Raw genomic sequence first — 26436 nt, forward strand, 5'->3', positions numbered from 1 at the left:
CACTCTAAAGGATATAAGATTAATAGAAAATAGGCATCTATTTCTTATGTATTCATGCGATTTTTCCATTTAATCTCATTATAGCATTAATTATATATCTTATTGGCATTGACGATATCAATTAAGGAGCATTATTATTTAAATAGAATAAATTGTTTATAAATTCAATTAACGGGTGGGATAACACGATGGCTATTACGAAAGAAGCAGCCCAAAACACTATGCAAACTGCTCAGCATTATGTAAATCAAGTATATGAAACCATAAAAAAACGGAATCCGGGAGAAAGTGAATTTCATCAAGCGACGAAAGAAATTCTTGATTCACTTGTGCCGGTTTTCGCTAAATATCCTAAGTATATGGAAGGCGGGATTCTTGAACGTGTCGTGGAACCGGAGCGCTTTATTATGTTTCGCGTTCCTTGGGTAGATGATCAAGGAAAAGTTCAAGTGAACCGCGGTTTCCGCGTCCAATTTAACAGTGCGCTCGGCCCGTACAAAGGCGGGCTTCGTTTTCATCCTTCTGTTAATGCGAGCATCATTAAATTCCTGGGATTTGAACAGATCTTTAAAAACTCTTTGACCGGCCAGCCGATCGGCGGCGGGAAAGGCGGCTCCGATTTTGATCCGAAAGGCAAATCCGATGCGGAAGTGATGCGCTTTACGCAAAGCTTTATGACAGAGCTAGCCCGGCACATCGGACCGGATACCGATGTTCCTGCGGGCGATATCGGTGTAGGCGCGCGGGAAATCGGCTATATGTTTGGCCAATATAAAAGAATTCAAAACGCGTACCATGCCGGTGTGCTAACAGGAAAAGGCCTGCATTACGGCGGCAGCTTGGCCCGGACGGAAGCAACGGGCTACGGCACCGTTTACTTCGTTGCGGAAATGCTGAAGGACAGCGGCCTAAGCTTTGAAAACAGCACCGTTGTCGTTTCCGGATCTGGAAATGTTTCGATTTACGCCATTGAAAAAGCTACACAGCTTGGCGCCAAAGTCGTGGCCTGCAGCGATTCCAGCGGTTATATCTACGATCCAAACGGCATTAAGCTTGACACTGTTAAACGCATCAAAGAAGTAGAGAGAAAGCGCATTAGTGAGTATGTCAAAGAACACCCTGAAGCAGAGTATACGGAAGGCTGCTCAGGCATTTGGACCATTCCTTGTGACATCGCTCTTCCATGCGCCACTCAGAATGAAATCAATGAAGCGGATGCTGCTGCTCTGATCAGCAATAATGTGAAGGCGATTGGCGAAGGCGCGAATATGCCTTGTACGCTTGAAGCCATCGACGCTTTCTTGCAGGCCGGCATTTTATTTGCTCCTGCGAAAGCAGCAAACGCTGGTGGTGTAGCCGTCTCAGCGCTTGAAATGGCCCAAAACAGCATGCGCGTGCCATGGACGTTTGAGGAAGTGGATGCCAAGCTGCATACGATTATGAAGACCATTTACCAAAATAGCATTCAAGCAGCGGAGGAATTCGGTTATCAAGGGAATCTTGTTGTCGGTGCCAACATCGCCGGTTTCCTGAAAGTGGCTGATGCGATGATGGACCAAGGAATTGTGTAGTAAAGAAAGTGAACCTTCTTGTCAGCAAAAGGTTTTTCGTCCACCGCTGCTGAAAAGAAAACAAAGAGTTTCAGCATCTGCAGGCTAGCATCTTACTTGCGGAATAAAACCATCAGCTCTTATCAAAGAGTGCAGATAAAGTCATCCCAGACTTTATCTGCACTCTTTTTTACGTTCCAAGAGAACAAGCTGAATCGTGATGGCACACTCAGACTTACGCCCGCGGAGCCCGCACTTAATCCCTTAAACTGAAAAAAAGGAAGGAGCTGCCTGTTCATTTTTCTCTAAACATACTAATATAAGTAGGTTGTTTATTTTATCAGTAAAAGAAGGGCTGGAACATCCATGAAAAAATTCTTGAAAAGTTATCAATTTACTTTTCTTCTGTTAGCCGCCATTATGACCGGCGGAATAGCTGGTATCATTTTCGGTCCTAAAGCGGCGGTTGCCAAACCGTTTGGGGACTTATTCTTAAATCTGATGTTTATGATCATTGTCCCGCTCGTCTTCTTCAGCATTGCTTCGGCGATTGCCAGCATGGATGGTATGAAACGCTTAGGAAGAATTATGGGCAGCATCTTTCTCGTGTTTCTTATTACGGCCGCGATTGCCGCTGTTATTGGCTTTGCAGGCACAGCGCTTTTCAATCCGTTAGACCATACCGATGTAGCAGCGATTAAAGACCTGATGAAAGATTTCAGCCCGAAGGAAGCGCAAGCAGAAGAGATCAGCTTTCTCGGACATCTCGTCAGCACCTTTACAGTATCTGACTTTTCTCTTCTACTTTCCAAAAGCAATATGCTGCAGCTGATTGTCTTTTCCATTATATTTGGCCTCGCTACCGCTTTATCGAAAGAGCACGGCAAGCCGATGGCGAACTTCTTGTCATCGGGAACAGCCGTCATGATGAAGATGGTCGCCATCGTTATGTATTACGCTCCGATTGGGCTTGGCTGCTACTTTGCGGCAATTATCGGGGAGCTCGGTCCGCAAATTCTTGGCGGCTATGCTCGGACATTCGCTCTGTATATCGGCTTAACGGTTGTGTATTATTTCGGCTTTTTCACGCTTTACGCCTTTATTGCCGGGGGAAAGGCCGGAGTCAAGATGTTTTGGCAACAGGCAGCGACGCCATCTGTGACGGCTTTAGCTACTTGCTCAAGCGCCGCCAGCATCCCTGCTAACTTAACCGCCGTTAAAAGAATGGGCGTACCTAAAGATATTGCGGAAACGATCATTCCGCTCGGAGCAAACACCCATAAAGACGGATCCGTACTGGGCGGTGTCTTGAAAATTGTCTTTCTCTTTTCCTTATTCGGCCAGGATATGACAAGCTTCACCAGCATATTGAGCATCCTCGGCGTCTCCTTCCTGGTCGGGGCGGTGATGGGCGCTATTCCCGGCGGCGGGATGATCGGTGAGATGCTCATCTTAAGCGTATTTGGATTTCCTCCAGAAGTGCTGCCGATCATCGCTGTCATCAGCACCATTATCGATGCGCCGGCCACCCTGATCAACTCAACCGGAAATACAGTTTGTGCGATGCTCGTGACCCGGCTCGTGGAGGGAAAGAACTGGATGAAACAGCAGCTTTCCTGCAGCCGCTGAACTAAGCAAAAAGCGGAGTCTCTCGCTTCCGCTTTTTTTGCTGCCCCTCCCAATAACCAGGAATTTTTGCTTATTTTTGGTTCCTCACCAATAGTCGGGGGTGACAAAATCACCGCCCGGTTTCCAAGCGAAGGCGCAGGAAAAAATGTGGGGCGTTGCGGTACCCAAAACCACTTCTTTTGATGAGTTTAATTTTATTGTTTGTCCCCTCCATGATTCCGTTAGAAAGCGGTGAAATGATCGTTTCCAACAACGCTTTTTCACCTGTAATCAAGGTTTTGAAATCGCTCCACAATCATGAAACGGATACCGTTTGAACCACTCATTTAATCGTCTTTCAGCTTGTCGTCTCATACTGGACTTGAGGACATAACGCATGTGCTGTAACGATTGATCAAAATGCTTCACATGCCGATCTTCCTGGCACTACTGGGCAACGAATCCTCTTTATTCTTCGGTTTACATTCCTTGGACAACGAATCAGACAACGGTCGATGAAACGTACGTGATGATGCTTTTTTGCTTCACTTACGTAACACTTCGGTGAAAAATTGAATCGAATGAAAGCGATCAAGGACATGAATCGCCTTCGCCATAGCTAGGAAAAATCACTGACCACCGTTTGAAATCTTTCCGGTCTCTTTCACAAAAGCAGAGGCCATCGCTGTTTGATCACGTTGCGGCACAATCGCTAAAATACATCCGGTGTCCGCATCTAATACACTTGTTGCATAGGAACGCCCTTTACGCAGTGCAAATTCATCGACGCAAAGGTGCTGAGCCTTTTCTTTCATGAGCTTTTCAGGCACATACGTATAAAATCAGCGTTCTAACGTGGTATAAGAAATATCGTACTCTCGCGCTACATCCGGCAAGGCGCGTCCATAACACCAACGCACGATTTCACGACGAAAGGAATCCGTGGAGGAACGAATCAAACCAAGCTCATAGTCATCTGTAAAGGCAAACCCGCAACACGTGCAACGCTGGCGAGGCATGGCAAGTTCCATCTCCAAAACGTATCAAGGTGCCAAACATAGTCACGACGATGTGTTTTTCCAAAACAAATCGGACATAAAATACATTGCGCTGGGGCAGAGACACGAAAAACAGCTGGTTCTTCCTCAGAAGGAAAATAAATGGTAAAAAAAGATGGGAACAGCAACATCATTTTGATAAACTTAGAGGACAATAAGAAGACTCCTATCATGGTTTGTCTGGTCAACAATGACGATACGTAAGTTTTCACTTTTTGATAGTGTTTTATATCGAATTATTCAGTCTTTTTAGAGTCAACCCCACGTTACGGTGATGAACCAATTAATTGTAAGGGGGTGAGTTTTGTGAAAGATATTGAAAATGAATTTCCTTGGTATTTAAAAAGCACACCTTTTTTGATAATTGCTTTTTGTTTTGCACCATTAGCTTATATTATAATCTTCTTAAATTGGAGTCGGTTAGATAATGAAACAAGGGGAGATCGCTTTTTTGTAGCATCTATATTCTTTTTGATTTTCTCTATAGGCTTTATGCCACGTAACTTTTTAAGTATTTCGCTTGCAGTTGGTGTAGTTCTCTTCCTTTGTTCTGCTACTTATGTAGTTTTGTTAAAAAAAAAATAGTTCATTGTTTCGACCCTATACAAAACAGAATGACCTAAATGATATTGCATAGAAGACCTATTTCTGGATTGAATTAATGGTTAATTTTGAGCGAGAATTATTTAAGATTTACTAAGAATGTTGGATAAGTAAACATTTTAGAAATGCGGTGATGGGCGCTATTCCCGGCGGCGGGATGATCGGTGAGATGCTCATCTTAAGCGTATTTGGATTTCCTCCAGAAGCGCTGCCGATCATCGCTGTCATCAGCACCATTATCGATGCGCCGGCCACCCTGATCAACTCAACCGGAAATACGGTTTGTGCGATGCTCGTGACCCGGCTCGTGGAGGGGAAGAACTGGATGAAGCAGCAGCTGTCCTGCAGCCGCTGAACTAAGCAAAAAGCGGAGTCTCTCGCCTCCGCTTTTTTTGCTGCCCATCCCAATAACCAGGAATTTTTGCTTATTTTTGGATGAAATGAAACCTTTTCCCCGTTGAATCGTATATAATAGGTGACAGACAAAGAGAGAGGAGGAAATGAACTTGAAAAATTGGATGAAATGGATGACAGCAGGCGTACTGACGCTTGGACTGGCGGCTTGTAATGAAACAGCAAAGCCCACTCCTGAAACACCCAAAGAAGAAACCAGTGAAATGACGCTTGGAGAAGTGTTTAATAAGGCGATGGAAACCTCCAAAGAAACGAAAAGCATGAGTGCGGACATTGACATGCTGCAGACGGTCGATTATCCGAAAGAAAATATAAAGTTAAATACGGCCACGGACATGAAGATGGACCTAACGATCGACCCGCTCGCCCTTTATCAGACGGGAACAATGAAACTGGAAGGAGACGGGGCTGAAGCAGGAAAGCCGATGAACATTGAATCCTATATGACTGAAAACGGCTTCTACATGAAGGATCCGGAGAAAGGCCAATGGATCAAGATGCCTCAAGAAATGTACGGACAGATTATGAAATTTTCGAAGCAGCAAGCAGATCCGAAAGAACAGTTGAAGCAGCTTGCTCAATTTAAGGACGATTTCACATTTGAGCAAACGAAAGACGATTACGTATTAAAGCTAAACGCTAAAGGCGATAAATTTAATCAATTAATTGAATCGCAAATGTCTCAAATGACTCAAGGAGCGCAGGGCAAAGAAGCTGAAGCGATGATGAAGGAAATGATGAAAGGCATGAAGGTTGAAAACAGCATCTATACAATCTATCTGGACAAAAAGACATTCCAAACGAAGAAAATGGATGTAGAAATGGATATGACGATGGATATGGAGGGCAACCAAATGAAGACTTCTCAAACCATGAGTGCCCTTTACAGCAACTTCAATCAAGTGAAACCGATCACGGTTCCTGAAGAGGTTGTCAAAAACGCGCAAGAAATCCAATTACCGCCGGCAGGGAACAGCCCTGCTCCCTCCTCGAAACAGTAACGATTAAAGTCTATCCGGCCATGACAGGCGGACGGTCTCTCTTATCGGAGAAACCGTCCGCTTTTCCTGTTCAGGTTCAGGGTAAAGATCAGCCGATGACATTTCCTTCCCGATCGCAGCCTTTGACATGCGCCGCAGTTATAGGCTGGGCATTTGCTCTGTTCCGATTTTCCTGCTTTTCTTCTTCCTCCTCAGTTTCTTGCCTCATCTTCGAAAGGGGGACCGGCTTCGGCAATGTCTTCAGCACGGCTTTCGGCAAACTCACCGCACCGTTTGTATAGACATGAAGAAATTGGTTGGCCATATGCCAATAGCCTTGAGGTGCAGGGTGGACATCTGACCTGTTTGGAATAAGCCTGTCGGCGTCAGAGCCAAACGCTTCTTCCACAGATACAAAATGAGCGCCCGCCTTCTCCGCTTCTTGCTGAATGACTTGGTTCAAAAGCGACATCTGTTTACCGGCAGCGGGCTTAAGCTGTTCCCTTACATGAGGGTAAGGGAAGTAGTAGCCCATTGCATACACCTCAGCCCCGGGACTCACTCTTTCCAGCTCCCGCAGTATCTTTCCATAGTTTTCTCGGACACGGTTCAGGGCAAAAGCAACCGGGATCGCTTCATAGCTCAGCGTGCCGCGAATATGGTCGTTTTTAATTAAAGGCAGCACATCATTGGCTCCTGCTGAAATCGTAATCAAGCTGGCGTTTTGAAGGTCTTGGCGAACAGCCTCTTGGGATAATCGCTGCAGCACCTGCTCCGTTGTATAGCCGGGAAAGGACCACTGCTTAGAAAAGCTGTCCAAACGGCCCGACTGCTGTAAAGCGAGCGCGATCATATCAGCGTAGCCGGCGCCGATTTCTTTATTTGGGGTTTGTCCGGCCGCCAGCGAATCCCCCAACGCCCGATAATGCACGTCTGACGCCTCCGCGTTCACCGGCCAGAAAGAGGCGGCGGCAAACAGGATGACCAGTACATGCAAATACATTCGCTTACTCATGCAGTTCTCCTCCTCTCTCTTACGGATATGCGGTAATTAATTTTTATTATAACTTAATTTCTAAAGGCTATAAGCTAAGTTTTCATGAAAAACTGACGATCCTTGCAGCTTAAACGCAACGGTATCTGCCTTGGCCGAATGGATTCCCGTTTCGAAGACAGTCTCATGAACAAACAAATAATTATCCAATAATTTTATGTATACAGGAATGCTTATTCACTATCCGACTGATTTTAAAGGGCTGGTCAATATTCACAGCTATTCGGGAGAGAAGCTTTACCCCATTAAGGAAGAATCGGTTTCCTTTTTGTCTCCGCAAGCCGAGCAAGCAGCAGCTATTGTAAATAGTGCTTACGAAGAGAAATGGGCAGCCGCTCCATAAGGATAAGAAGAAGGCTTCCTGCAGATTTCCTGAAATCCCAGTTTGTCTGTGGATACCAAATAGACTGCTAGTCCAACTAGCAGTCTATGAATAGGATATTAAACGATGTTGATTTTACACTCCGACTTGATTCCATGCTGCTTCAACGGCAGATCCCGCTGCGGAACCATATAAATCTGCAGCCGCTTGTATTAAGGCTTGCTTGGCATCAGCAAAATCACTGTTCGGCGTTAAATAGACCGTTAGCGCCCGGTAATAAATTTGCTCAGATTTTTCTTTGCCTAAAGCATGAATGGTGTGATAAGCCGCTTTATTAGGAATGCCGCTATTATAATGGACGCCGCCATGATCTCCTTCTTTTGTATTAGGAAGATTCATATATTCGTTCATATGATCCGGCTGATTGTACAGATTAGGATGAGACATGCTTCTTAAAGCATCGCCGCTGACATTTGGTGTATATACATCCTCTCCCATTAGCCAATCTTCCGGGTCTAAGAAATACCCAAACACATCAGAAAATGATTCATTTAATGCGCCAGGCTGGTTTTCATATACTAAATCAGCAGAATAATCCGTTACAGCATGCGTTAATTCATGGGCGACCACGTCTAATGCCCCTGAGAGAGGTGCGAAAGTCTCCCCGTCCCCATCGCCATAAATCATTTGATTTCCAAGCCACGCAGCATTGTTGTAATCATTTCCAAAGTGTACAGTAGAGATTAAGTTCGCGCCTTGATCATCGTAGCTGTTTCTGCCAAATTGATCGTTATAATAATCATATACCTGCCCAGCATAATAATGAGCATCGACCGCAGCTGTATGTCTTTCCTCATTAAAAACATTGTCGCTATCTGTAATGTAGGAGCCCGGCAGCATGTCAAATTCATAATTATAATTATCCAGCGTATAAATATTGCCGTTCATTGGCTTAGTCGTGTCAATTAAATAATGGTTATTATTTTCAAAATATGTATTCAATGATTTTGTATCCCCAAGCACACCCGTTCCGGTTCCCACAGCTTCTTCGATTTGATTGACCGCCTTTAAAACGGCTCCGTTCTCGGCATTAACCCAAATGCGCCAATTGCCGGGCTCAGGAGAGGCAAATTGCAATTGAACCTGGTAAGCCAATGCATACTTTCCGTTTTCATGGTATACAGCTAAATCGCTGTTCTCAGTCAAAACCTCAAGGGACTGGCCATCTTTTGTTTGAATCTTCTTCTTGAGCTCCTTCGGGTTTACCTGAATATGGTTCCATGCGATTTGAATCGCCTGCTTGTTTGACAGCTTTCTAGTTTGCTTGATTTTATCCGGCGCATTCGCATGCAATTCGCCGTTTGCTGCAAGGATCTGGCCGTCTTGGCCCACGTGAATCTTGTACTTGGAGTCACTAATTGGAACCCCTTGGATTACCGGCTGAAAGGTGTAGTGAGTAATCCCCATTTCATCCGTCTCTTTACCTACTAGCTTCAAACGCGCTTCCACGTTTTTGAGGCCAAATACATCTGGGTTTTCTTTCATAAATCTCTTCACATCTGCTTGTCCCTTCACCTTCGCTTTGGACAAGCTGCCTCTGATGAAGGAAGGATCCTTTTCCCCCTTCTTAGACTTGTCCCATTGAACAGCAGCGTGCGGGTTAATTTTCCATGAAGGGGATTCCGCCAATGCCTCTTGCGGCATACCAGCAGCAAAAATCGCGGCCGACAGGGTAATGGTTCCTACTATTCCAGCAAACCTTTTATTCATATCATCTTCCTCCTTTAGGTGATGTGGTTAAAATTGTATTTCTATATTCAGATAATGTAAATATTTCTTTTGTATGAACTTAATGGTAAAAATGTTTCATATTAAAAACCGTTCCCTCCCGTTTGTGCAGTAAGGCTCCTCCGTTCGAAACGCCAAAAAAAAAGGACTCGCCCCCCCTGCAGAGAACAAAGTCCTTTGCTTTTTATAGTTTTGTTTGAAAGTGCTGAAACAGCTTTAAAGTAATCTCCCCGGGTTTGCCGCCGCCTATAGGCTGTTCATCCGCGATCGTGACAGGCATAATTTCCGAGCTGGTGCTGGTTAAGAAAGCCTCTTGCGCACCGTATAAATCCTCTGCGGTAAAAGCCTGCTCTATAAATGGAATCTTTAGTTCATCGGCGATGGATTGAACAGCCATGCGAGTAATCCCCGGCAATATTTGTCTAGTCAGCGGCGCTGTGCGCACGCACCCGTCTTTCACTATAAAGAAATTCGAGCTCGCTCCTTCTGTAATAAAGCCGTCCCGGACAAGAATAGCTTCATCACAGTCATGTTCTGCCGCTTCTTGCTTGGCCAGCACATTGGGCAGCAAATTTAATGATTTGATATAGCAATTTTTCCAGCGCTCGTCTTCTACAAGCAGAACCTTCGCGCCGCGCTTTCTTGCTTCTTCCGGTACATGGCGGGCCGGCTTGATTGTCATGGATATCGAAGCCGGACAGCTGGGAAAGATATGGCTGCGCGGCGCCATTCCTCTTGTTGCCTGCATGTACAAATCCGCATCCTCTAAGCCGCTCTTGGCCGCCAGCTCAAGCATCTTTTCCTTCAGTTCAGCCGGACGGCATCCGATTTCAAGCTTGATCGCCTCGGCGCTGTTATACAGCCGCTTTATATGTTCTTCCATCCTAAACGGTTTACTGCGATAAAAACGTATGACTTCATATACGCCGTCTCCAAATTGATGCCCGCGTTCATCAATCGGCACAACCGCTTCATCTATCCCGACCATTCTTCCATTAAAGTAAGCTAACTCCACGTTTTCCCACCTGCCCTTTCTCATTACTTGCAGTATAAGTCTATTCTTCTGTTCTCATACTATTCACTAATAGGAAGCTTGTTTTTTATGAAGCTCAGATAATACCAGCTTCCTTCTTTGATCACGGTTTTGAAGAAAGCCAGCTTCAATCCGGCTCGCGCGGCATCCGTCACAAGCTGCTCTCGCTTAGGAAGTGCATACAAGTTCTCATGGGCGCTCGTAAAGGAGTTAAAGGCTGCCGAAAAGCACTGCCCGCCCTTTTCTAAGTATAAAGGGGTTATCACGATCAGTACGCCTTCAGGACTGAGATAGCGGGCAATATTGCGAAACAGTCCTTCCCTTTGGTGAAGGGGATAATAATGCAGAAGATTATTCATCATGATGACTTGAAAGAAATCTTGAGGTGCTTGCCATTGTTCAATGTCAGCATAGTAAAATTTCACCCGTTTATCCAGATGCCTCTTTTTCGCATTTTGGCGGGCTTTTTCAATGAGCTTGCGGCTAATGTCGATCCCAATGTACCTGCTTTTATGCACTTTCTTGGCAAGCTGCATTAAATAACCGCCCGTGCCGCATCCTATATCCAACACCCATTTCGGCCGCTGGGCTCTGACTTCATCTGCTATGTGAGATAGGGATTTTTGTTCGATAAGGGAGGAGGTCGCCGCTACTGTATGGCTAAATTTATCGCTGCAGAACACTTCTTTCTTCTTCGTTTGAATCATGCGCGGATAATGCATCAACACCGGCATGTGCAGCTCCAACATTTCCTTCAGCAGCTCACCGATGTTTTGGTCACTTTGCCGGGAAAAGTATTTGAGCATCCGCGCAGAAGCCTTCACTCTTGTTCCCCTGCCTTTTAAATGACCGAGCACCAGCCCGGCATCCACCCAGCAATTCATTAACTTCGCATCATACCCATATTTTCGAATGATGGCTTGCGGATCTTGCCATGTGGAGAGCTGTGTAAACAAGTCGAGCTCATATCCCACATACGCATGCCAAGTCGGCAAAAAAGACTCGTTTTTCTTCATCCATGTGCGCGCCTCCCACAGCCTCCTGTATCCTTTCAGCATCTAATCACCTCCCCGCATATATCTCCAAGGCCGTTCTTCCTCGTCATCAAAAAAATAGCTGTCTTGACGCGTCACTTCCGGCAAGAAACGGCCGGAGAGTGCGCCAGTTTGAACGAGACGGTCCGTGAGCGTATCCTTCCACATGCCAAGACCCGAAATATTGAGCATCTGTTTAAAATGCAGCCGCTGAATTTGTTCTATTCTTTTCAATATATGCGCTCTGGCTTTCCCAAATGGCAGCTGCCAATAAGAATAGGCCGTTGCCAGCTGATGGCTCAGCTTAGACAGATGCTCCGCCCGCGGCTTTCTCACCTGTTCGTACCACTTCAGGTGCTCCGGCTCCCAATGCCCTTGCTCATAAATCCAGCTGAGCAAATCTCCGAGTGATTCCGCATCCTGGATGGCTAAATTCATTCCTTCTCCTGCCATCGGATGCACACTGTGAGCGGCATCGCCCAGCAGCACGCAATTTCCGCTTACATAGAATTCTGCGTTATGGCGAATCGGGATCATCAGCTGAATATTCTTTCAAGAGTCAATCGATTGCACATAGTCCCCGATTTCTGGAAATAATTGATTATATACATCGTGAAAGGATTGTATGCCTTTTCTCTTCATCTCGCTTTATATTCTTCCGGCTTGATCAGCAGCACGGTTCTCACCCGGTACTCCGGCAAAGGAAACAAACCTAAGAAATAATGCCCTTGTACGATCATCTTAGCTTCTGTCAAAGTTTGTGGCCGCGGAAAGCTGACGGTTAAGGAATAATGATTGTACTTATTCTGCTTCAGTAGAATATCCAATTCTTCCCAAAACGGCGAAGAGATGCTTTCCGCCCCGATAAAAACATGGCGGAAACCACCTGCACTCCGGTTCTGCTTACTATGAAGAATGGCGGTCTCGTCTTTTTTACTGTGTTCTCCTCCTCTTGAAATCCGGCAAACGACGCCGGGCGCAAATAATGAAAATAAGGCAATCGCTTTGCCGCTTGCAAAATGATTTCTTTCAGCCTTTCGTGAGGAACCATTAAAGCGTAAATATAGGGGGGCTGAAGAATAATAGCGAAGGGGCATCTCCTTTAGCCGTTCTCCGCCCGCTTTCGCACACATAAGTTGTATGGCCTTTTTCCTTTAAAAGAAAATAATAAATAAAAAAGGTTCATCACCGCTTTGGCTGTAAATAACAAGGTCACATCTGTACTAAATCGTTTTCACTTGATTTCGTTTTTTTGCGCGGAACCCCTATTTTAATAAATGGTTCTGTTAATGTTTAATATTGTTTTTTAATCTAAAAAAATGGGAAACTCTGTTTTCTATGAGTTTCCCTTCCTACTTTACATAGGTATAATTCTATCAAATTAGTTTGATTTTTGATGGAAGCAATCTTCACATATGAAACTTCCTTCATTTTTTAAATACGCTTTTATTTCAGTCATCCCTTTACGCTTTGGATAACGCATTTTTATAAAAACAACCTCGTCACCTTTGATTTCTTTACCACATTTAGTACACTTAGGCTCTTCCCCAAACATTAATATCACCCCTAATTAAATTTTGCTTATATTCTTATTACGAATAAGTTTCATAAAAGTTCCTTTAAATGTTGAATGCCAAACACTATATGGTGAATTTTGAGAGATGCAAACTATCATAAGTTTCTATCGTCTCAAATACAAATGATGTTAATAGAAACTCTTTTATATTGTGTTTTGTACTTTCATTGCTTCGACTATCTATGAACAAAAACCAAGCAAGGTAATTATCAAGATATTTTGTAACCACACCCTTAAAACGGTCAATCCACTGCTTCATTCTTGAATGAAGACTATTGACGTTTTGGATATGATATAAGCCTTTAATAACGTGCTTACCATCATTTGATTTAATTCTATAACGTTCAATTCCTTTTTCTTTTGCATAGGTTTTATACGCTCTCCAAGCATCTGTTACAAGTACATTATCAGGGGAAAGTTTAGAGCCAATCATATTATCAACTTTTGTTTTCACAACTCTCCCCATACAGGCAACTTTGGAAACAGTTGCTTTCGTGCGGCCTCTGGCAACAAGAACGCATACCTGTTCGTGACTAATTCCTCTATACTTAGATTTTCCTCCACGCTTATCTTTTCCAGAGTATAGGAAATAGGCCTCGTCAACTTCGACAACACCTTCGAATTGCTCAAAATCCAGTTGTTTCAGAGCATTTAACAAATTGTGTCTCCAATAAAAAAGTGTAACCCTACGATTTCAGCAGATTTTCGCAAGGAGTAACCTTTAAAGATACAATCAATAAAAGTAATCCATTCGTCTCCTTTTCGAGTACGGTACAAGACAGTATTTGTTGTGTCCGTAAAGGTTTTATTACAGCATTTGCACCGATAGCGTTGACGATCATGATACTTTCCGAATCTAACAATATGTTCGGATGAACAATGAGGGCATTCAACCCCTTCTTTAAAACAGGTTTCTCGCATTTTACAGATTAAACGACCACTCACAGAGGAAGAAGGCTGAACATAGTGTTTAACCCATTGATACACTTGTTCTTTTTGCGTATACGGTAACTTATCTATGTGTCTTAATAGGTTGTTGAACACTTTACTCATATTTCTAACCTCCTAAATGTTTGTTCTTACAATGATTATACAAACATTTTGGGCTGTTTTTAAATATCAACAATCACCTTTAACAGAACCTAATAAATAAAGAATCAATCCATATAATCAGCGTTTATGAATGTTGGATGTTACTCGGCAAGGGCTTACTAGACAGCCCCTGTTCAAAATAAACAACAAAGGCCCAATGCTTGATTTGAATACTTGAATGGGGTGTTAGAAGAGGCGAGGTGTATGCGAGCAATTGTTTCCTTTGCGAATGGAAGGGTATGGTGAATAAAAGTCACCATTCAAGGAGGGATATTCTTGGCGAACAATCGAGAAATTTTGCTGGTGAAAAGACCGAGAAAAGAGCCGGCTAGCGATCACTTAACCATTACCGAGACAGACATGCCCGTACCGGATGAAGGCGAGGTGCTGCTCCGCCTGCTGTATGTGTCTGTAGATCCTTATATGCGCTGCCGGATGAACGAGGAGGCCTCGCCCATGACCCCCTTTGAGCTTAACCAGCCGCTGGAAGGCGGCGCCATTGCGGAAGTGCTGGAATCTCGCTCTCCTAAACTGAACGCGGGAGATATCGTTACTGGCAACCTATTATGGAGGGAATATTCGGCAGCAGATCCCGGCTCTTTGAGAAGAATTGATGCCTCGCTTGCACCGGCCACAACCGCACTTCACGTATTAGGCTTGACCGGACTGACGGCGTATTTTGGACTGATGGATATCGGAAAGCCGCAAGAAGGGGAAACCGTCGTGATCTCCGGCGCAGGCGGAGCCGTCGGTTCAACAGCCGTTCAAATTGCAACGATTGCCGGTGCAAGAGTCGTCGGCATCGCCGGACGTGAGGATAAGGTGGAACTGATTCAAAAGCTCGGCGCCGCTGAAGCGATCAATTATCATGAGGCAGATTTCTCTCAAGCGCTCCAAGCAGCCTGTCCGGAAGGTGTGGATGTCTATTTTGACAATGTCGGCGGAGAGATCTCGGATGCGGTATATCCGCTTCTGAATAAATTCGCGAGAGTCGTCCAATGCGGAGCGATCTCTTCATACAACAAGCCCCATGATCAAGGTCCGCGCCATCAGAAGCATCTCCTGGCATCCAGCGCTATTATGAAAGGCTTTGCCGTTCACGATTATCGCGACCGTTTTCCGGAAGGGCTGCAGTTCTTAACTAAATGGTTAAATGAAGACAAGCTGACTTATGAAGAAACCATTATCGAAGGATTTGAACAGATCCCGGATGCCCTATTCGGCTTGTTCAGAGGCACAAACATCGGCAAGCAGCTTGTGCGAGTTGCCAAACCGGGGCAAGAAAAGGAATAGCCCCTATACTTGAACACGTTTAAACGGCTCCGCCTAAAAAGCGGAGCCGCATTTTTTAACCGAGAGCCACATCAAGAATCATCATAACGGTAAAGCCGCCCATAACGCCTAAAGTGGCAAGGTCCGTACTTCCTGAGGATTGCGATTGCGGAATCAACTGTTCAACCACGACAAAGATCATCGCCCCGGCAGCAAACGCCAACGCATAAGGGAGCACAGGCTGAACGGTCAATACAGCCGCCGCCCCCACTAGCGCTGCAATAGGTTCGACAATCGCCGACAGCTGTCCGTAGTGGAAGGCTTTTACCCGAGACATCCCCTCTCCCCGCAGTGGAACAGCCAGCGCCGCTCCCTCCGGCATATTTTGAATGCCAATGCCAATCGCCAGCCCAATGGCTCCTGCAACGGAAGCATCGGAAAGACCGATGGACGCCGCCCCAAAAGCCACACCAATCGCCAGCCCCTCAGGAATATTATGCAAAGTGATCGCTAAAAATAATAGCATCGATTTATTTAATCCCGTTTTTGGCCCCTCTGCTTGGTCCTCAGAAACGCCCATGTCCAGATGAGGAACGACAAAATCCAGCAGCCGTATAAATAGCCCGCCTGCTAAAAAACCAATCGCTGGAGCCAGCCAAGGAAGTTGGCCGTTTTGCTCACTGAAGTCAATAGCCGGAGCTAATAGCGACCAGAAGGAAGCGGCAATCATAACACCAGCCGCAAACCCCAGCATCGTATTCATCGTGTTCTGGTGAATGCGGCGAAAGAAGAAGACAACGGACGCCCCAAGAGCCGTCAGTCCCCATGTCATCAACCCGCCTAAAAAAGCTTGATATGCCGGGTTTAACTCATTGAACCAATCCATAAACATAGCAACCGTTCCTTTCTTCAAAGCGAATTTGCCTTCACTGCTTACTACCCATAGTTTGCATCAACACAACTTTTATTGTCAATGCCAATGATCGGCTTGGAAATCAAAGCCTATTTATTCTATTAATAATCAGCTCATTCAGTACCTATACCCAGTCTATTTTTGTTACACTGCCTATATCGCAAAATATTTGGAGGCCCATATGAATCCCTTAACAAACGACTGCTTTATACGCGAGCTTATATTTTTAAAAGAGGAATTCCCAGATTGCCAAAGCTATCCCTTTCGGCTGCCGTTTCTGCAAACAGACAGCCTTCTGTTTCATCCGAAGGTGACCTATATCATTGGTGAAAACGGGATGGGGAAATCCACCTTACTAGAAGCCATCGCAATCGCTTCAGGATTTAACCCTGAAGGAGGCACCAGCAACTTCAACTTCTCCACTTATGATTCTCATTCACCTTTAGAAAAATATGTTCGACTGGTGAAAGGGATCAAGAAACCGCAGGATGGCTTTTTTTTACGCGCAGAGTCCTTTTACAATGTGGCGACCCAAATTGAAGAAATGGACAGGGAAGGCGCAGCCGGCAAAGTCATCGATTCTTTTGGGGGAACGTCCCTTCACCAACAGTCCCATGGAGAAGCGTTTTTTGCGGCTTTCAATTATCGCTTTCGCGGCAGCGGCTTATATATTCTCGATGAGCCGGAAGCAGCCTTATCACCGCTTCGCCAGCTATCATTGCTGGCAAGAATCCATGATCTAGCAGAAGCCCGCTCACAGTTCATCATCGCCACCCATTCCCCTTTGCTGATGGCTTACCCTAAAGCTCAAATACTAGAGATCACAGGAAAAGGGATTCAAGAGAGACAGCTGGAGGAAACCGGGCACTACAAGATTATGAAGCAATTTTTCGATGATAAAGACAGGCTGCTGCATCATTTATTGAATGCGGATGATTAAAGAAAAAGGGGGACGGTCCAAAGCCGAAAAAGCTTTTACAGTGGAAGCCCGCACACAAGGGCTGATTTCTTTCCGTTCCAGCTGTCGAAAAGAAGAACAGAGCCTTTGTTGCCGACATCATGCCTGCTTTATTCTTAAAGCAGAAATCTTACATGCGGGATAAAAGTAAAGGGACTGTTCAGAAAATCAGTGTAAACTGACATTCAGAACAGCCCCTTCCTTTAAAACGAAAGACTCTTCGTGAATCAAAAGAGCATGGGTTGTATTGTAACTCCGCAGGCAAGATTCGAACTTGCGACCGATCGGTTAACAGCCGATTGCTCTACCACTGAGCTACTGCGGATCAAAGTGGGCCTGAATGGACTTGAACCATCGACCTCACGCTTATCAGGCGTGCGCTCTAACCAGCTGAGCTACAGGCCCATTATGATTAAAATGGAGCGGGTGATGGGAATCGAACCCACGACATCAGCTTGGAAGGCTGAGGTTTTACCATTAAACTACACCCGCAGGCACAGACGGATCAGCGTCTGCTTAAAGGATAACTGGGCTAGCTGGATTCGAACCAGCGCATGACGGAGTCAAAGTCCGTTGCCTTACCGCTTGGCTATAGCCCAATAATATGGGGCGATCGAGGGGAATCGAACCCCCGAGTGTCGGAGCCACAATCCGATGCGTTAACCACTTCGCCACGACCGCCATCATGACATAATCGTTATTTTTTTGGCAGGGGCAGTAGGAATCGAACCCACACTGGAGGTTTTGGAGACCTCTGTTCTACCGTTAAACTATGCCCCTATCAAAACTGGTGGAGGGGGGCAGATTCGAACTGCCGAACCCGAAGGAGCGGATTTACAGTCCGCCGCGTTTGGCCGCTTCGCTACCCCTCCATCTTACAGTAAAGAAAGGAAGCCAGTTTCCCCTAAATATGGTGGCTCAGGACGGAATCGAACCGCCGACACATGGATTTTCAGTCCATTGCTCTACCGACTGAGCTACTGAGCCTCATCAAGATGCACTTCAAAAATAAAATGGCGGTCCGGACGGGACTCGAACCCGCGACCTCCTGCGTGACAGGCAGGCATTCTAACCAACTGAACTACCGGACCAGCGATTGCGGGAGCAGGATTTGAACCTGCGACCTTCGGGTTATGAGCCCGACGAGCTACCAGACTGCTCCACCCCGCGGCGATATAAGAATGAAATGGAGGAGGAAGGGGGATTCGAACCCCCGCGCGGTTTGACCCGCCTGTCGGTTTTCAAGACCGATCCCTTCAGCCAGACTTGGGTATTCCTCCAAATGTAGAAATAATGCTTCAAGCATGTATGGTTTATGGCGGTGGAGGGGATCGAACCCCCGACCTCACGGGTATGAACCGTACGCTCTAGCCAGCTGAGCTACACCGCCACACTTATAGAATGTAAAGTGGAGCCTAGCGGGATCGAACCGCTGACCTCCTGCGTGCAAAGCAGGCGCTCTCCCAGCTGAGCTAAGGCCCCATGTCGCCATATTGATCGGGAAGACAGGATTCGAACCTACGACCCCTTGGTCCCAAACCAAGTGCTCTACCAAGCTGAGCTACTTCCCGGAAGCATATTGCATCCTAATGGCGCGCCCGAGAGGAGTCGAACCCCTAACCTTTTGATCCGTAGTCAAACGCTCTATCCAATTGAGCTACGGGCGCATGCAGCATTCTCTTGGTGCCGAGGACCGGAATCGAACCGGTACGGTAGGCACCTACCGCAGGATTTTAAGTCCTGTGCGTCTGCCAGTTCCGCCACCCCGGCATAAGGCTGGAGCGGAAGACGGCACCCGAACCCGCGACCCCCACCTTGGCAAGGTGGTGCTCTACCACTGAACTACTTCCGCTTAATGAAAATGCGGGTGAAGGGAGTCGAACCCCCACGCCTTGCGGCGCCAGATCCTAAGTCTGGTGCGTCGGCCAGTTCCGCCACACCCGCAACATGTGAGCCATGAAGGACTCGAACCTTCGACCCTCCGATTAAAAGTCAGATGCTCTACCAACTGAGCTAATCGCTCGTACTAAAAAGAACATGGTGAAGATGGTGCCGGCAAGAGGACTTGAACCCCCAACCTACTGATTACAAGTCAGTTGCTCTACCAGTTGAGCTACACCGGCATTTATATGGTGGAGGATGACGGGATCGAACCGCCGACCCTCTGCTTGTAAGGCAGATGCTCTCCCAGCTGAGCTAATCCTCCAATATGTATGATGAAAATATTCACCAAAATAAAAACCCCTTATTGAGGGGTATTGCCTGGCAGCGTCCTACTCTCGCAGGAGGAAACCCCCAACTACCATCGGCGCTGAAGAGCTTAACTTCCGTGTTCGGGATGGGAACGGGTGTGACCTCTTCGCTATCGCCACCAGACTGTATAAAGTTTGAAAGAATTGTTCTCTCAAAACTAGATAATACGTTTCAGTAACCGGCAATGCCGTGCCATTGTTTGTTTGTGCTGTCCAGCAGAAGGGACTGAAGAAGACCCTTCTGCTTTTCGTTTTTTCGTTGTGTCCAGCTGCAGGGCCTAGCCCCTCGGGTCACAAGTCAGCCCGCCCAGAAAGGTAAAGAACACCTTTCTATGCGTTCTGTCTTGTGCCGGTCGGGGCTGAACGAGGCCCTTCCGCTTTTCGTTGTCCAGCTGCAGCGGCCAGTCTCTCGGTCATAAGCCGTCACGCCTGTGTGGCCAAGAACGCCACTTTGGCGGTCCGTCTTATGCCTGCCGAGTCTGATCGGCCGCTTTCGCTTTTCTTTGGTTAAGTCCTCGATCGATTAGTATTCGTCAGCTCCACGTGTCGCCACGCTTCCACCTCGAACCTATCTACCTGATCATCTTTCAGGGATCTTACTAGCTTGCGCTATGGGAAATCTCATCTTGAGGGGGGCTTCATGCTTAGATGCTTTCAGCACTTATCCCGTCCGCACATAGCTACCCAGCGATGCCTTTGGCAAGACAACTGGTACACCAGCGGTGCGTCCATCCCGGTCCTCTCGTACTAAGGACAGCTCCTCTCAAATTTCCTGCGCCCGCGACGGATAGGGACCGAACTGTCTCACGACGTTCTGAACCCAGCTCGCGTACCGCTTTAATGGGCGAACAGCCCAACCCTTGGGACCGACTACAGCCCCAGGATGCGATGAGCCGACATCGAGGTGCCAAACCTCCCCGTCGATGTGGACTCTTGGGGGAGATAAGCCTGTTATCCCCGGGGTAGCTTTTATCCGTTGAGCGATGGCCCTTCCATGCGGAACCACCGGATCACTAAGCCCGACTTTCGTCCCTGCTCGACTTGTAGGTCTCGCAGTCAAGCTCCCTTGTGCCTTTACACTCTGCGAATGATTTCCAACCATTCTGAGGGAACCTTTGGGCGCCTCCGTTACCTTTTAGGAGGCGACCGCCCCAGTCAAACTGCCCGCCTGACACTGTCTCCCACCCCGATCAGGGGTGCGGGTTAGAAGTTCAACACAGCCAGGGTAGTATCCCACCAGCGCCTCCACCGAAGCTGGCGCTCCGGTTTCAAAGGCTCCTACCTATCCTGTACAAGCTGTGCCGAAATTCAATATCAGGCTGCAGTAAAGCTCCACGGGGTCTTTCCGTCCTGTCGCGGGTAACCTGCATCTTCACAGGTACTATAATTTCACCGAGTCTCTCGTTGAGACAGTGCCCAGATCGTTACGCCTTTCGTGCGGGTCGGAACTTACCCGACAAGGAATTTCGCTACCTTAGGACCGTTATAGTTACGGCCGCCGTTTACTGGGGCTTCAGTTCACACCTTCGCTAATGCTAAGCGCTCCCCTTAACCTTCCAGCACCGGGCAGGCGTCAGCCCCTATACTTCGCCTTACGGCTTCGCAGAGACCTGTGTTTTTGCTAAACAGTCGCCTGGGCCTATTCACTGCGGCTCCTCGAGGCTATTCACCTCAAAGAGCACCCCTTCTCCCGAAGTTACGGGGTCATTTTGCCGAGTTCCTTAACGAGAGTTCACTCGCTCACCTTAGGATTCTCTCCTCGCCTACCTGTGTCGGTTTGCGGTACGGGCACCTGTTACCTCGCTAGAGGCTTTTCTTGGCAGTGTGGAATCAGGAACTTCGGTACTTTATTTCCCTCGCCGTCACAGCTCCGCCTGTATGGTGACGGGATTTGCCTCGTCACCGGCCTAACTGCTTGGACGCGCATATCCAGCCGCGCGCTTGCCCTATCCTCCTGCGTCCCCCCATTGCTCAAATGGTAAAGAGGTGGTACAGGAATATCAACCTGTTCTCCATCGCCTACGCCTGTCGGCCTCGGCTTAGGTCCCGACTAACCCTGAGAGGACGAGCCTTCCTCAGGAAACCTTAGGCATTCGGTGGAAGGGATTCTCACCCTTCTTTCGCTACTCATACCGGCATTCTCACTTCTAAGCGCTCCACCAGTCCTTCCGGTCTGGCTTCTCCGCCCTTAGAACGCTCTCCTACCACGGACACCGGTTGGTGTCCATCCGCAGCTTCGGTGATACGTTTAGCCCCGGTACATTTTCGGCGCAGAGTCACTCGACCAGTGAGCTATTACGCACTCTTTAAATGGTGGCTGCTTCTAAGCCAACATCCTGGTTGTCTAAGCAACTCCACATCCTTTTCCACTTAACGTATACTTGGGGACCTTAGCTGGCGGTCTGGGCTGTTTCCCTCTTGACTGCGGATCTTATCACTCGCAGTCTGACTCCCAAGGATAAGTCTTTGGCATTCGGAGTTTGTCTGAATTCGGTAACCCGATGGGGGCCCCTAGTCCAAACAGTGCTCTACCTCCAAGACTCTTCCCTTGAGGCTAGCCCTAAAGCTATTTCGGAGAGAACCAGCTATCTCCAGGTTCGATTGGAATTTCACCGCTACCCACACCTCATCCCCGCACTTTTCAACGTGCGTGGGTTCGGGCCTCCAGTAAGTGTTACCTTACCTTCACCCTGGACATGGGTAGATCACCTGGTTTCGGGTCTGCGACCTCATACTCATTCGCCCTGTTCAGACTCGCTTTCGCTGCGGCTCCGCCTTCTCGGCTTAACCTCGCATGAAATCGCAACTCGCCGGTTCATTCTACAAAAGGCACGCCATCACCCATAAATGGGCTCTGACTACTTGTAGGCACACGGTTTCAGGATCTCTTTCACTCCCCTTCCGGGGTGCTTTTCACCTTTCCCTCACGGTACTGGTTCACTATCGGTCACTAGGGAGTATTTAGCCTTGGGAGATGGTCCTCCCGGATTCCGACGGAATTTCACGTGTTCCGCCGTACTCAGGATCCACTCAGGAGAGAGAGGCATTTCAGCTACAGGATTGTTACCTTCTCTGATGGGCCTTTCCAGACCGCTTCGCTTATGCCGCTCTTTTGTAACTCCATATAGAGTGTCCTACAACCCCAGAAGGCAAGCCTTCTGGTTTGGGCTGTTCCCGTTTCGCTCGCCGCTACTCAGGGAATCGCGTTTGCTTTCTCTTCCTCCAGGTACTGAGATGTTTCAGTTCCCCGGGTGTGCCTTCTCCTGTCCTATGGATTCAGACAGGGATGCTGTTCCATTACGAACAGCGGGTTTCCCCATTCGGAAATCTCCGGATCAAAGCTTACTTACAGCTCCCCGAAGCATATCGGTGTTAGTCCCGTCCTTCATCGGCTCCTAGTGCCAAGGCATCCACCGTGCGCCCTTTCTAACTTAACCTAAAATGGCGATTACTCGGTATTGCTTGGTTACTTTATACGATATTATCCAGTTTTCAAAGAACAATGTTGATCTTTTGAAGGCATTCATCCTTCAAAACTGAACAAAATAAAACGTCACGTTTCGTTGGAGTAAGAACAGCGTTCTTACTTTCCGTTATCCTTAGAAAGGAGGTGATCCAGCCGCACCTTCCGATACGGCTACCTTGTTACGACTTCACCCCAATCATCTGCCCCACCTTAGGCGGCTGGCTCCCGTAAGGGTTACCCCACCGACTTCGGGTGTTGCAAACTCTCGTGGTGTGACGGGCGGTGTGTACAAGGCCCGGGAACGTATTCACCGCGGCATGCTGATCCGCGATTACTAGCGATTCCGGCTTCATGCAGGCGAGTTGCAGCCTGCAATCCGAACTGAGAATGGTTTTATGGGATTGGCTAAACCTCGCGGTCTTGCAGCCCTTTGTACCATCCATTGTAGCACGTGTGTAGCCCAGGTCATAAGGGGCATGATGATTTGACGTCATCCCCACCTTCCTCCGGTTTGTCACCGGCAGTCACCTTAGAGTGCCCAACTGAATGCTGGCAACTAAGATCAAGGGTTGCGCTCGTTGCGGGACTTAACCCAACATCTCACGACACGAGCTGACGACAACCATGCACCACCTGTCACTCTGTCCCCCGAAGGGGAAAGCTCTGTCTCCAGAGCGGTCAGAGGATGTCAAGACCTGGTAAGGTTCTTCGCGTTGCTTCGAATTAAACCACATGCTCCACCGCTTGTGCGGGCCCCCGTCAATTCCTTTGAGTTTCAGCCTTGCGGCCGTACTCCCCAGGCGGAGTGCTTAATGCGTTAGCTGCAGCACTGAAGGGCGGAAACCCTCCAACACTTAGCACTCATCGTTTACGGCGTGGACTACCAGGGTATCTAATCCTGTTCGCTCCCCACGCTTTCGCGCCTCAGCGTCAGTTACAGACCAAAGAGCCGCCTTCGCCACTGGTGTTCCTCCACATCTCTACGCATTTCACCGCTACACGTGGAATTCCGCTCTTCTCTTCTGCACTCAAGTCTTCCAGTTTCCAATGACCCTCCACGGTTGAGCCGTGGGCTTTCACATCAGACTTAAAAGACCGCCTGCGCGCGCTTTACGCCCAATAATTCCGGACAACGCTTGCCACCTACGTATTACCGCGGCTGCTGGCACGTAGTTAGCCGTGGCTTTCTGGTCAGGTACCGTCAAGGTGCCGGCAGTTACTCCGACACTTGTTCTTCCCTGACAACAGAGCTTTACGATCCGAAAACCTTCTTCACTCACGCGGCGTTGCTCCGTCAGACTTTCGTCCATTGCGGAAGATTCCCTACTGCTGCCTCCCGTAGGAGTCTGGGCCGTGTCTCAGTCCCAGTGTGGCCGATCACCCTCTCAGGTCGGCTACGCATCGTCGCCTTGGTGAGCCGTTACCTCACCAACTAGCTAATGCGCCGCGGGTCCATCTGTAAGCGACAGCCGAAGCCGCCTTTCAATCTTCCTTCATGCGAAGAAAGAACTTATCCGGTATTAGCCCCGGTTTCCCGGAGTTATCCCCGTCTTACAGGCAGGTTACCCACGTGTTACTCACCCGTCCGCCGCTGACTTAAGCAGGAGCAAGCTCCCGCTAAGTCCGCTCGACTTGCATGTATTAGGCACGCCGCCAGCGTTCGTCCTGAGCCAGGATCAAACTCTCCGATAAGATTGTTTGCTTAGCTCATAATAATAAATTGAATTAACGTTGACGTTTATTTTGTTCAGTTTTCAAGGATCAATTTTCGTTCGCGTCTTAACGACGATATTCATCATAACATCAGTTAGATATAAAGTCAAACACTTTTTTTATCATTTTTTATTTGTTATGATAACAGCCACTGTCATTAGTGACAGATTTACAATTTACCATACAAACCAAGATAAAGTCAATAAAAATCTTTCATTTTCTCTTCCGAAACTTTATTCTTTCAAGAATGGTTCCTTCCGCAGCGCTTCTTCCTATATTGGCTTTTCACGAAACCTCTAAAAAAAACAGAGCACTCGGCTGTTCATTCTTTCAGCCTTCGTCATAAACGTGCTTGCTCCACTTCTGTTCTCGTTGGCATTCCGCCTTGTGCGCCGAACCTTGTCACAGATAACGAGGCAGCCCGGTTGGCGAATGTCGCGCTTTCCTCTATCCCTTTCCCTTCTGCCAACGCTACAGCAAAAGCGGCGTTAAACGTATCTCCAGCTCCTGTCGTATCCGCTGGCTCCACCTGATAAGAAGGGATAAGCACTTCCTTAACCCCATTAAAGTAGCGCACTCCCCGCTCGCCTTCGGTAATAAATACTTTATTGGGGTGTTGTCTTAGAACAGCACTTGAGCTCATGCCCGGAAATAAGATTGCGGCTTCATGCTCATTTGGAGTAAGGAAGGAAGCTTTCTCAATGACCTCCCAGCTTATTGGTCTAGCAGGAGCCGGATTTAATATAAGCGGCACTCTAAGCTTTGCGCAAAGAGCAGCCGTATACTCCACTGTTTCAGCAGGAATTTCTTGCTGAATCATGACCATATCGGCAGCGGCTATAATAGAATGCGCTCGACGAACGCTATCCGGCCTCACATAATGATTCGCTCCTTCCACTACAACAATGCTATTATCACCTTCTGCCAAAATGATATGGGCGGTGCCGCTTTCTGCCCCTGTAATCATTTCCACAAACCGGATGTGAACACGATTTTCTCGAAAATTATTTAAAATGGCCTGACCGTAGTGATCCTCCCCCACACAGCCGATCATGTGAACATCCGCTCCCAATCTGGCTGCGGCCACTGCTTGATTCGCTCCTTTGCCCCCTGGCACGGTTGTGAAGCTTTTGCCAAGAACGGTCTCCCCTGCTCCCGGCCGCTTGGCAGCTGTTACGACCAAGTCCATAGATGAGCTTCCGATCACCGCTATCTTTCCCACTTTCATCCGCCTCCCTTGTTTTTCTGTCAAGCGAACAGACTGCTGACATCATTGCCGCCTCTTGCTTCAATCTAACGGTTTGAAAATACGACGGCTTCGTCACGACTTCTAGGCCATTCATTCACGATCCCGCGCGCCAGCTCAGAATCAGCAACGAGCAAACCCACCTGCCTTGGTTCCTTTTCATTCAGACGGTCATTCCGCTTTTTACCGCGTATGTAAATCTGTCAAGAATAGAACAAATAATGAAATGTCCCATTCGGTCAGACTACATGATGCAAGTGACAGCGGCGCTGCAACGGAATGCTCAAATGGTAGCCTTTGTTCTTCTTTTCATTTGTGGGAGATGAAAGTCCCCGCTGTTTGAAGATTCACTTGACCGCTTGGACGAAGCACTTCTTCTTTTCATCACAGAATTGACTGCACGGGAAATTGTTGTCACTTTCTTCCCCTTGACTTGTAATCGCTTTCTTCTACTGTATCATACCCGTTTGCTAACGGCCACAATCCCTATCGCTGCTCCTTTCG

At 47.5% G+C, this 26436-nt stretch carries 19 protein-coding genes, 21 tRNA genes, 3 rRNA genes and 3 pseudogenes; 9 read left to right on the forward strand and 37 right to left on the reverse strand.

Translation table 11 applies throughout. From position 1 onward, the window contains the following. Window positions 1-188 precede the first annotated feature (188 nt). Both gdhA and CEF20_RS14155 read left to right on the forward strand, forming a co-directional pair. Window positions 189-1571: an NADP-specific glutamate dehydrogenase gene (gdhA, locus tag CEF20_RS14150; RefSeq protein ID WP_198508539.1), complete on the forward strand. Its 1383-nt coding sequence runs from the start codon at window positions 189-191 to the stop codon at window positions 1569-1571. Window positions 1572-1916: 345 nt separating this feature from the next. After that, on the forward strand, window positions 1917-3179 hold the full coding sequence (locus tag CEF20_RS14155; protein ID WP_100332546.1) for a dicarboxylate/amino acid:cation symporter: 1263 nt from the start codon (window positions 1917-1919) through the stop codon (window positions 3177-3179). A gap of 109 nt (window positions 3180-3288) precedes the next feature. Here the strand turns inward: CEF20_RS14155 and CEF20_RS14160 are convergent. After that, window positions 3289-3405, reverse strand: a pseudogene (locus CEF20_RS14160) (transposase); the annotation flags it as partial. On the opposite strand from CEF20_RS14160, the gene CEF20_RS17355 reads away from it, so the two are divergent. Further along, on the forward strand, window positions 3362-3496 hold the full coding sequence (locus CEF20_RS17355; RefSeq protein WP_269799241.1) for a hypothetical protein: 135 nt from the start codon (window positions 3362-3364) through the stop codon (window positions 3494-3496). The pseudogene CEF20_RS14160 and the gene CEF20_RS17355 sit on opposite strands and share 44 nt — an antisense overlap. A 291-nt stretch (window positions 3497-3787) precedes the next feature. Here CEF20_RS17355 and CEF20_RS14165 read toward each other — a convergent pair whose 3' ends face one another. Next, window positions 3788-3973: a transposase gene (locus tag CEF20_RS14165; protein ID WP_100332548.1), complete on the reverse strand. Its 186-nt coding sequence runs from the start codon at window positions 3971-3973 to the stop codon at window positions 3788-3790. 27 nt (window positions 3974-4000) lie between these two features. Beyond that, window positions 4001-4177 carry a hypothetical protein gene (locus CEF20_RS16725; protein ID WP_157796299.1) on the reverse strand — a complete coding sequence of 59 codons (177 nt, stop codon included), beginning with the start codon at window positions 4175-4177 and terminating at the stop codon, window positions 4001-4003. Between the two features lie 345 nt (window positions 4178-4522). Between CEF20_RS16725 and CEF20_RS14170 the strand changes: the two genes are divergently transcribed. The 3 genes and pseudogenes from CEF20_RS14170 (at window position 4523) to CEF20_RS14180 (ending at window position 6234) form a co-directional block, all read left to right on the forward strand. Next, window positions 4523-4801, forward strand: a complete 279-nt coding sequence (locus tag CEF20_RS14170) for a hypothetical protein (RefSeq protein WP_100332549.1) — start codon at window positions 4523-4525, stop codon at window positions 4799-4801. Window positions 4802-4946: 145 nt separating this feature from the next. Beyond that, window positions 4947-5174, forward strand: a pseudogene (locus tag CEF20_RS14175) (cation:dicarboxylate symporter family transporter); the annotation flags it as partial. A gap of 151 nt (window positions 5175-5325) precedes the next feature. Then, complete coding sequence (locus CEF20_RS14180; protein ID WP_100332550.1) at window positions 5326-6234, forward strand: DUF6612 family protein; 909 nt, start codon at window positions 5326-5328, stop codon at window positions 6232-6234. An 88-nt stretch (window positions 6235-6322) separates the two neighbouring features. Here the strand turns inward: CEF20_RS14180 and CEF20_RS14185 are convergent, their stop codons facing one another. Then, complete coding sequence (locus CEF20_RS14185; RefSeq protein ID WP_100332551.1) at window positions 6323-7228, reverse strand: SGNH/GDSL hydrolase family protein; 906 nt, start codon at window positions 7226-7228, stop codon at window positions 6323-6325. 196 nt (window positions 7229-7424) lie between these two features. Between CEF20_RS14185 and CEF20_RS14190 the strand changes: the two genes are divergently transcribed. Continuing rightward, window positions 7425-7610, forward strand: coding sequence for a hypothetical protein (locus CEF20_RS14190; RefSeq protein WP_100332552.1), 186 nt, complete (start codon window positions 7425-7427; stop codon window positions 7608-7610). 114 nt (window positions 7611-7724) lie between these two features. Here CEF20_RS14190 and CEF20_RS14195 read toward each other — a convergent pair whose 3' ends face one another. The 7 genes and pseudogenes from CEF20_RS14195 to CEF20_RS14225 form a co-directional block, all read right to left on the reverse strand. Further along, window positions 7725-9359 (reverse strand): M4 family metallopeptidase, encoded by a 1635-nt coding sequence (locus tag CEF20_RS14195; RefSeq protein ID WP_100332553.1) that lies wholly within the window; start codon window positions 9357-9359, stop codon window positions 7725-7727. Window positions 9360-9561: 202 nt separating this feature from the next. Then, window positions 9562-10392 carry a D-amino-acid transaminase gene (gene dat / locus CEF20_RS14200; RefSeq protein ID WP_100332554.1) on the reverse strand — a complete coding sequence of 277 codons (831 nt, stop codon included), beginning with the start codon at window positions 10390-10392 and terminating at the stop codon, window positions 9562-9564. Between the two features lie 59 nt (window positions 10393-10451). Further along, window positions 10452-11468, reverse strand: a complete 1017-nt coding sequence (locus CEF20_RS14205) for a class I SAM-dependent methyltransferase (protein ID WP_100332555.1) — start codon at window positions 11466-11468, stop codon at window positions 10452-10454. Beyond that, window positions 11469-11981: an FAD-dependent oxidoreductase gene (locus CEF20_RS14210; RefSeq protein WP_100332556.1), complete on the reverse strand. Its 513-nt coding sequence runs from the start codon at window positions 11979-11981 to the stop codon at window positions 11469-11471. A 101-nt stretch (window positions 11982-12082) separates the two neighbouring features. After that, window positions 12083-12577: a hypothetical protein gene (locus CEF20_RS14215; protein ID WP_100332557.1), complete on the reverse strand. Its 495-nt coding sequence runs from the start codon at window positions 12575-12577 to the stop codon at window positions 12083-12085. 248 nt (window positions 12578-12825) lie between these two features. Then, a complete protein-coding gene (locus CEF20_RS14220) occupies window positions 12826-12999 on the reverse strand; it encodes a Fe3+ hydroxamate ABC transporter substrate-binding protein (RefSeq protein ID WP_100332558.1) in 174 nt (57 codons plus the stop codon). Window positions 13000-13084: 85 nt separating this feature from the next. Beyond that, window positions 13085-14073, reverse strand: a pseudogene (locus CEF20_RS14225) (IS1595 family transposase). Between the two features lie 315 nt (window positions 14074-14388). Here CEF20_RS14225 and CEF20_RS14230 point away from each other — a divergent pair. Continuing rightward, window positions 14389-15405 carry an NADP-dependent oxidoreductase gene (locus CEF20_RS14230; protein ID WP_408607819.1) on the forward strand — a complete coding sequence of 339 codons (1017 nt, stop codon included), beginning with the start codon at window positions 14389-14391 and terminating at the stop codon, window positions 15403-15405. 55 nt (window positions 15406-15460) lie between these two features. On the opposite strand, the gene CEF20_RS14235 is transcribed toward CEF20_RS14230, so the two are convergent. After that, complete coding sequence (locus tag CEF20_RS14235; RefSeq protein WP_100332893.1) at window positions 15461-16270, reverse strand: ZIP family metal transporter; 810 nt, start codon at window positions 16268-16270, stop codon at window positions 15461-15463. 208 nt (window positions 16271-16478) lie between these two features. Between CEF20_RS14235 and CEF20_RS14240 the strand changes: the two genes are divergently transcribed. Then, window positions 16479-17237, forward strand: coding sequence for an AAA family ATPase (locus CEF20_RS14240; protein ID WP_100332559.1), 759 nt, complete (start codon window positions 16479-16481; stop codon window positions 17235-17237). A 271-nt stretch (window positions 17238-17508) separates the two neighbouring features. On the opposite strand, the gene CEF20_RS14245 is transcribed toward CEF20_RS14240, so the two are convergent. From CEF20_RS14245 to rbsK, 25 genes are all read right to left on the reverse strand, one after another. After that, window positions 17509-17580: transfer RNA gene (locus CEF20_RS14245), tRNA-Asn, on the reverse strand. A gap of 6 nt (window positions 17581-17586) precedes the next feature. Beyond that, window positions 17587-17660, reverse strand: a tRNA-Ile gene (locus CEF20_RS14250). 13 nt (window positions 17661-17673) lie between these two features. Then, window positions 17674-17747, reverse strand: a tRNA-Gly gene (locus tag CEF20_RS14255). A gap of 35 nt (window positions 17748-17782) precedes the next feature. Continuing rightward, window positions 17783-17854 (reverse strand) — tRNA-Gln (locus tag CEF20_RS14260). Between the two features lie 6 nt (window positions 17855-17860). Further along, window positions 17861-17936: transfer RNA gene (locus tag CEF20_RS14265), tRNA-His, on the reverse strand. Window positions 17937-17961: 25 nt separating this feature from the next. Beyond that, window positions 17962-18035, reverse strand: a tRNA-Trp gene (locus tag CEF20_RS14270). Window positions 18036-18043: 8 nt separating this feature from the next. Beyond that, window positions 18044-18127 (reverse strand) — tRNA-Tyr (locus tag CEF20_RS14275). 39 nt (window positions 18128-18166) lie between these two features. Further along, window positions 18167-18242: transfer RNA gene (locus CEF20_RS14280), tRNA-Phe, on the reverse strand. A gap of 27 nt (window positions 18243-18269) precedes the next feature. Beyond that, window positions 18270-18346, reverse strand: a tRNA-Asp gene (locus CEF20_RS14285). 5 nt (window positions 18347-18351) lie between these two features. Beyond that, window positions 18352-18425 (reverse strand) — tRNA-Met (locus CEF20_RS14290). Window positions 18426-18442: 17 nt separating this feature from the next. Continuing rightward, window positions 18443-18535, reverse strand: a tRNA-Ser gene (locus CEF20_RS14295). Between the two features lie 36 nt (window positions 18536-18571). After that, a tRNA-Met gene (locus CEF20_RS14300) sits at window positions 18572-18645 on the reverse strand. 19 nt (window positions 18646-18664) lie between these two features. After that, a tRNA-Ala gene (locus CEF20_RS14305) sits at window positions 18665-18737 on the reverse strand. 15 nt (window positions 18738-18752) lie between these two features. Continuing rightward, window positions 18753-18826, reverse strand: a tRNA-Pro gene (locus CEF20_RS14310). Between the two features lie 19 nt (window positions 18827-18845). Beyond that, window positions 18846-18922, reverse strand: a tRNA-Arg gene (locus CEF20_RS14315). Between the two features lie 14 nt (window positions 18923-18936). Beyond that, window positions 18937-19025, reverse strand: a tRNA-Leu gene (locus CEF20_RS14320). 7 nt (window positions 19026-19032) lie between these two features. Continuing rightward, window positions 19033-19107, reverse strand: a tRNA-Gly gene (locus tag CEF20_RS14325). Between the two features lie 10 nt (window positions 19108-19117). Beyond that, window positions 19118-19199, reverse strand: a tRNA-Leu gene (locus CEF20_RS14330). Between the two features lie 6 nt (window positions 19200-19205). Further along, window positions 19206-19278: transfer RNA gene (locus tag CEF20_RS14335), tRNA-Lys, on the reverse strand. A gap of 24 nt (window positions 19279-19302) precedes the next feature. After that, window positions 19303-19378: transfer RNA gene (locus CEF20_RS14340), tRNA-Thr, on the reverse strand. A gap of 7 nt (window positions 19379-19385) precedes the next feature. Further along, window positions 19386-19461: transfer RNA gene (locus tag CEF20_RS14345), tRNA-Val, on the reverse strand. Window positions 19462-19515: 54 nt separating this feature from the next. After that, window positions 19516-19631 (reverse strand): 5S ribosomal RNA (gene rrf, locus CEF20_RS14350). Window positions 19632-20010: 379 nt separating this feature from the next. Further along, window positions 20011-22944: ribosomal RNA gene (locus CEF20_RS14355) — 23S ribosomal RNA — on the reverse strand. A 166-nt stretch (window positions 22945-23110) separates the two neighbouring features. Continuing rightward, window positions 23111-24665, reverse strand: a 16S ribosomal RNA gene (locus CEF20_RS14360). Together the 16S, 23S and 5S rRNA genes with 21 tRNA genes alongside form the textbook arrangement of a ribosomal RNA operon. A gap of 361 nt (window positions 24666-25026) precedes the next feature. Further along, entirely contained in the window at window positions 25027-25908 is an 882-nt protein-coding gene (gene rbsK / locus CEF20_RS14365; protein WP_100332894.1) for a ribokinase, read from the reverse strand. Window positions 25909-26436 lie beyond the last annotated feature (528 nt).

It is taken from the genome of Bacillus xiapuensis (genome assembly GCF_002797355.1).
Taxonomy (GTDB): domain Bacteria; phylum Bacillota; class Bacilli; order Bacillales; family Domibacillaceae; genus Bacillus_CE; species Bacillus_CE xiapuensis.

Excerpts from the sequence above, each read along its gene's own strand:
- CEF20_RS16725 (WP_157796299.1), bottom strand. The coding sequence starts at position 4,177 with ATGCCTCGCCAGCGTTGCACGTGTTGCGGGTTTGCCTTTACAGATGAC.
- CEF20_RS14155 (WP_100332546.1), top strand. The coding sequence starts at position 1,917 with ATGAAAAAATTCTTGAAAAGTTATCAATTTACTTTTCTTCTGTTAGCC.
- CEF20_RS14215 (WP_100332557.1), bottom strand. The coding sequence starts at position 12,577 with ATGTGTGCGAAAGCGGGCGGAGAACGGCTAAAGGAGATGCCCCTTCGC.
- CEF20_RS14220 (WP_100332558.1), bottom strand. The coding sequence starts at position 12,999 with ATGTTTGGGGAAGAGCCTAAGTGTACTAAATGTGGTAAAGAAATCAAA.
- CEF20_RS14190 (WP_100332552.1), top strand. The coding sequence starts at position 7,425 with ATGTATACAGGAATGCTTATTCACTATCCGACTGATTTTAAAGGGCTG.
- CEF20_RS17355 (WP_269799241.1), top strand. The coding sequence starts at position 3,362 with ATGAGTTTAATTTTATTGTTTGTCCCCTCCATGATTCCGTTAGAAAGC.
- CEF20_RS14185 (WP_100332551.1), bottom strand. The coding sequence starts at position 7,228 with ATGAGTAAGCGAATGTATTTGCATGTACTGGTCATCCTGTTTGCCGCC.
- CEF20_RS14240 (WP_100332559.1), top strand. The coding sequence starts at position 16,479 with ATGAATCCCTTAACAAACGACTGCTTTATACGCGAGCTTATATTTTTA.
- gdhA (WP_198508539.1), top strand. The coding sequence starts at position 189 with ATGGCTATTACGAAAGAAGCAGCCCAAAACACTATGCAAACTGCTCAG.
- CEF20_RS14205 (WP_100332555.1), bottom strand. The coding sequence starts at position 11,468 with ATGCTGAAAGGATACAGGAGGCTGTGGGAGGCGCGCACATGGATGAAG.
- CEF20_RS14235 (WP_100332893.1), bottom strand. The coding sequence starts at position 16,270 with ATGGATTGGTTCAATGAGTTAAACCCGGCATATCAAGCTTTTTTAGGC.
- CEF20_RS14210 (WP_100332556.1), bottom strand. The coding sequence starts at position 11,981 with ATGATCCCGATTCGCCATAACGCAGAATTCTATGTAAGCGGAAATTGC.
- CEF20_RS14195 (WP_100332553.1), bottom strand. The coding sequence starts at position 9,359 with ATGAATAAAAGGTTTGCTGGAATAGTAGGAACCATTACCCTGTCGGCC.
- CEF20_RS14165 (WP_100332548.1), bottom strand. The coding sequence starts at position 3,973 with ATGAAAGAAAAGGCTCAGCACCTTTGCGTCGATGAATTTGCACTGCGT.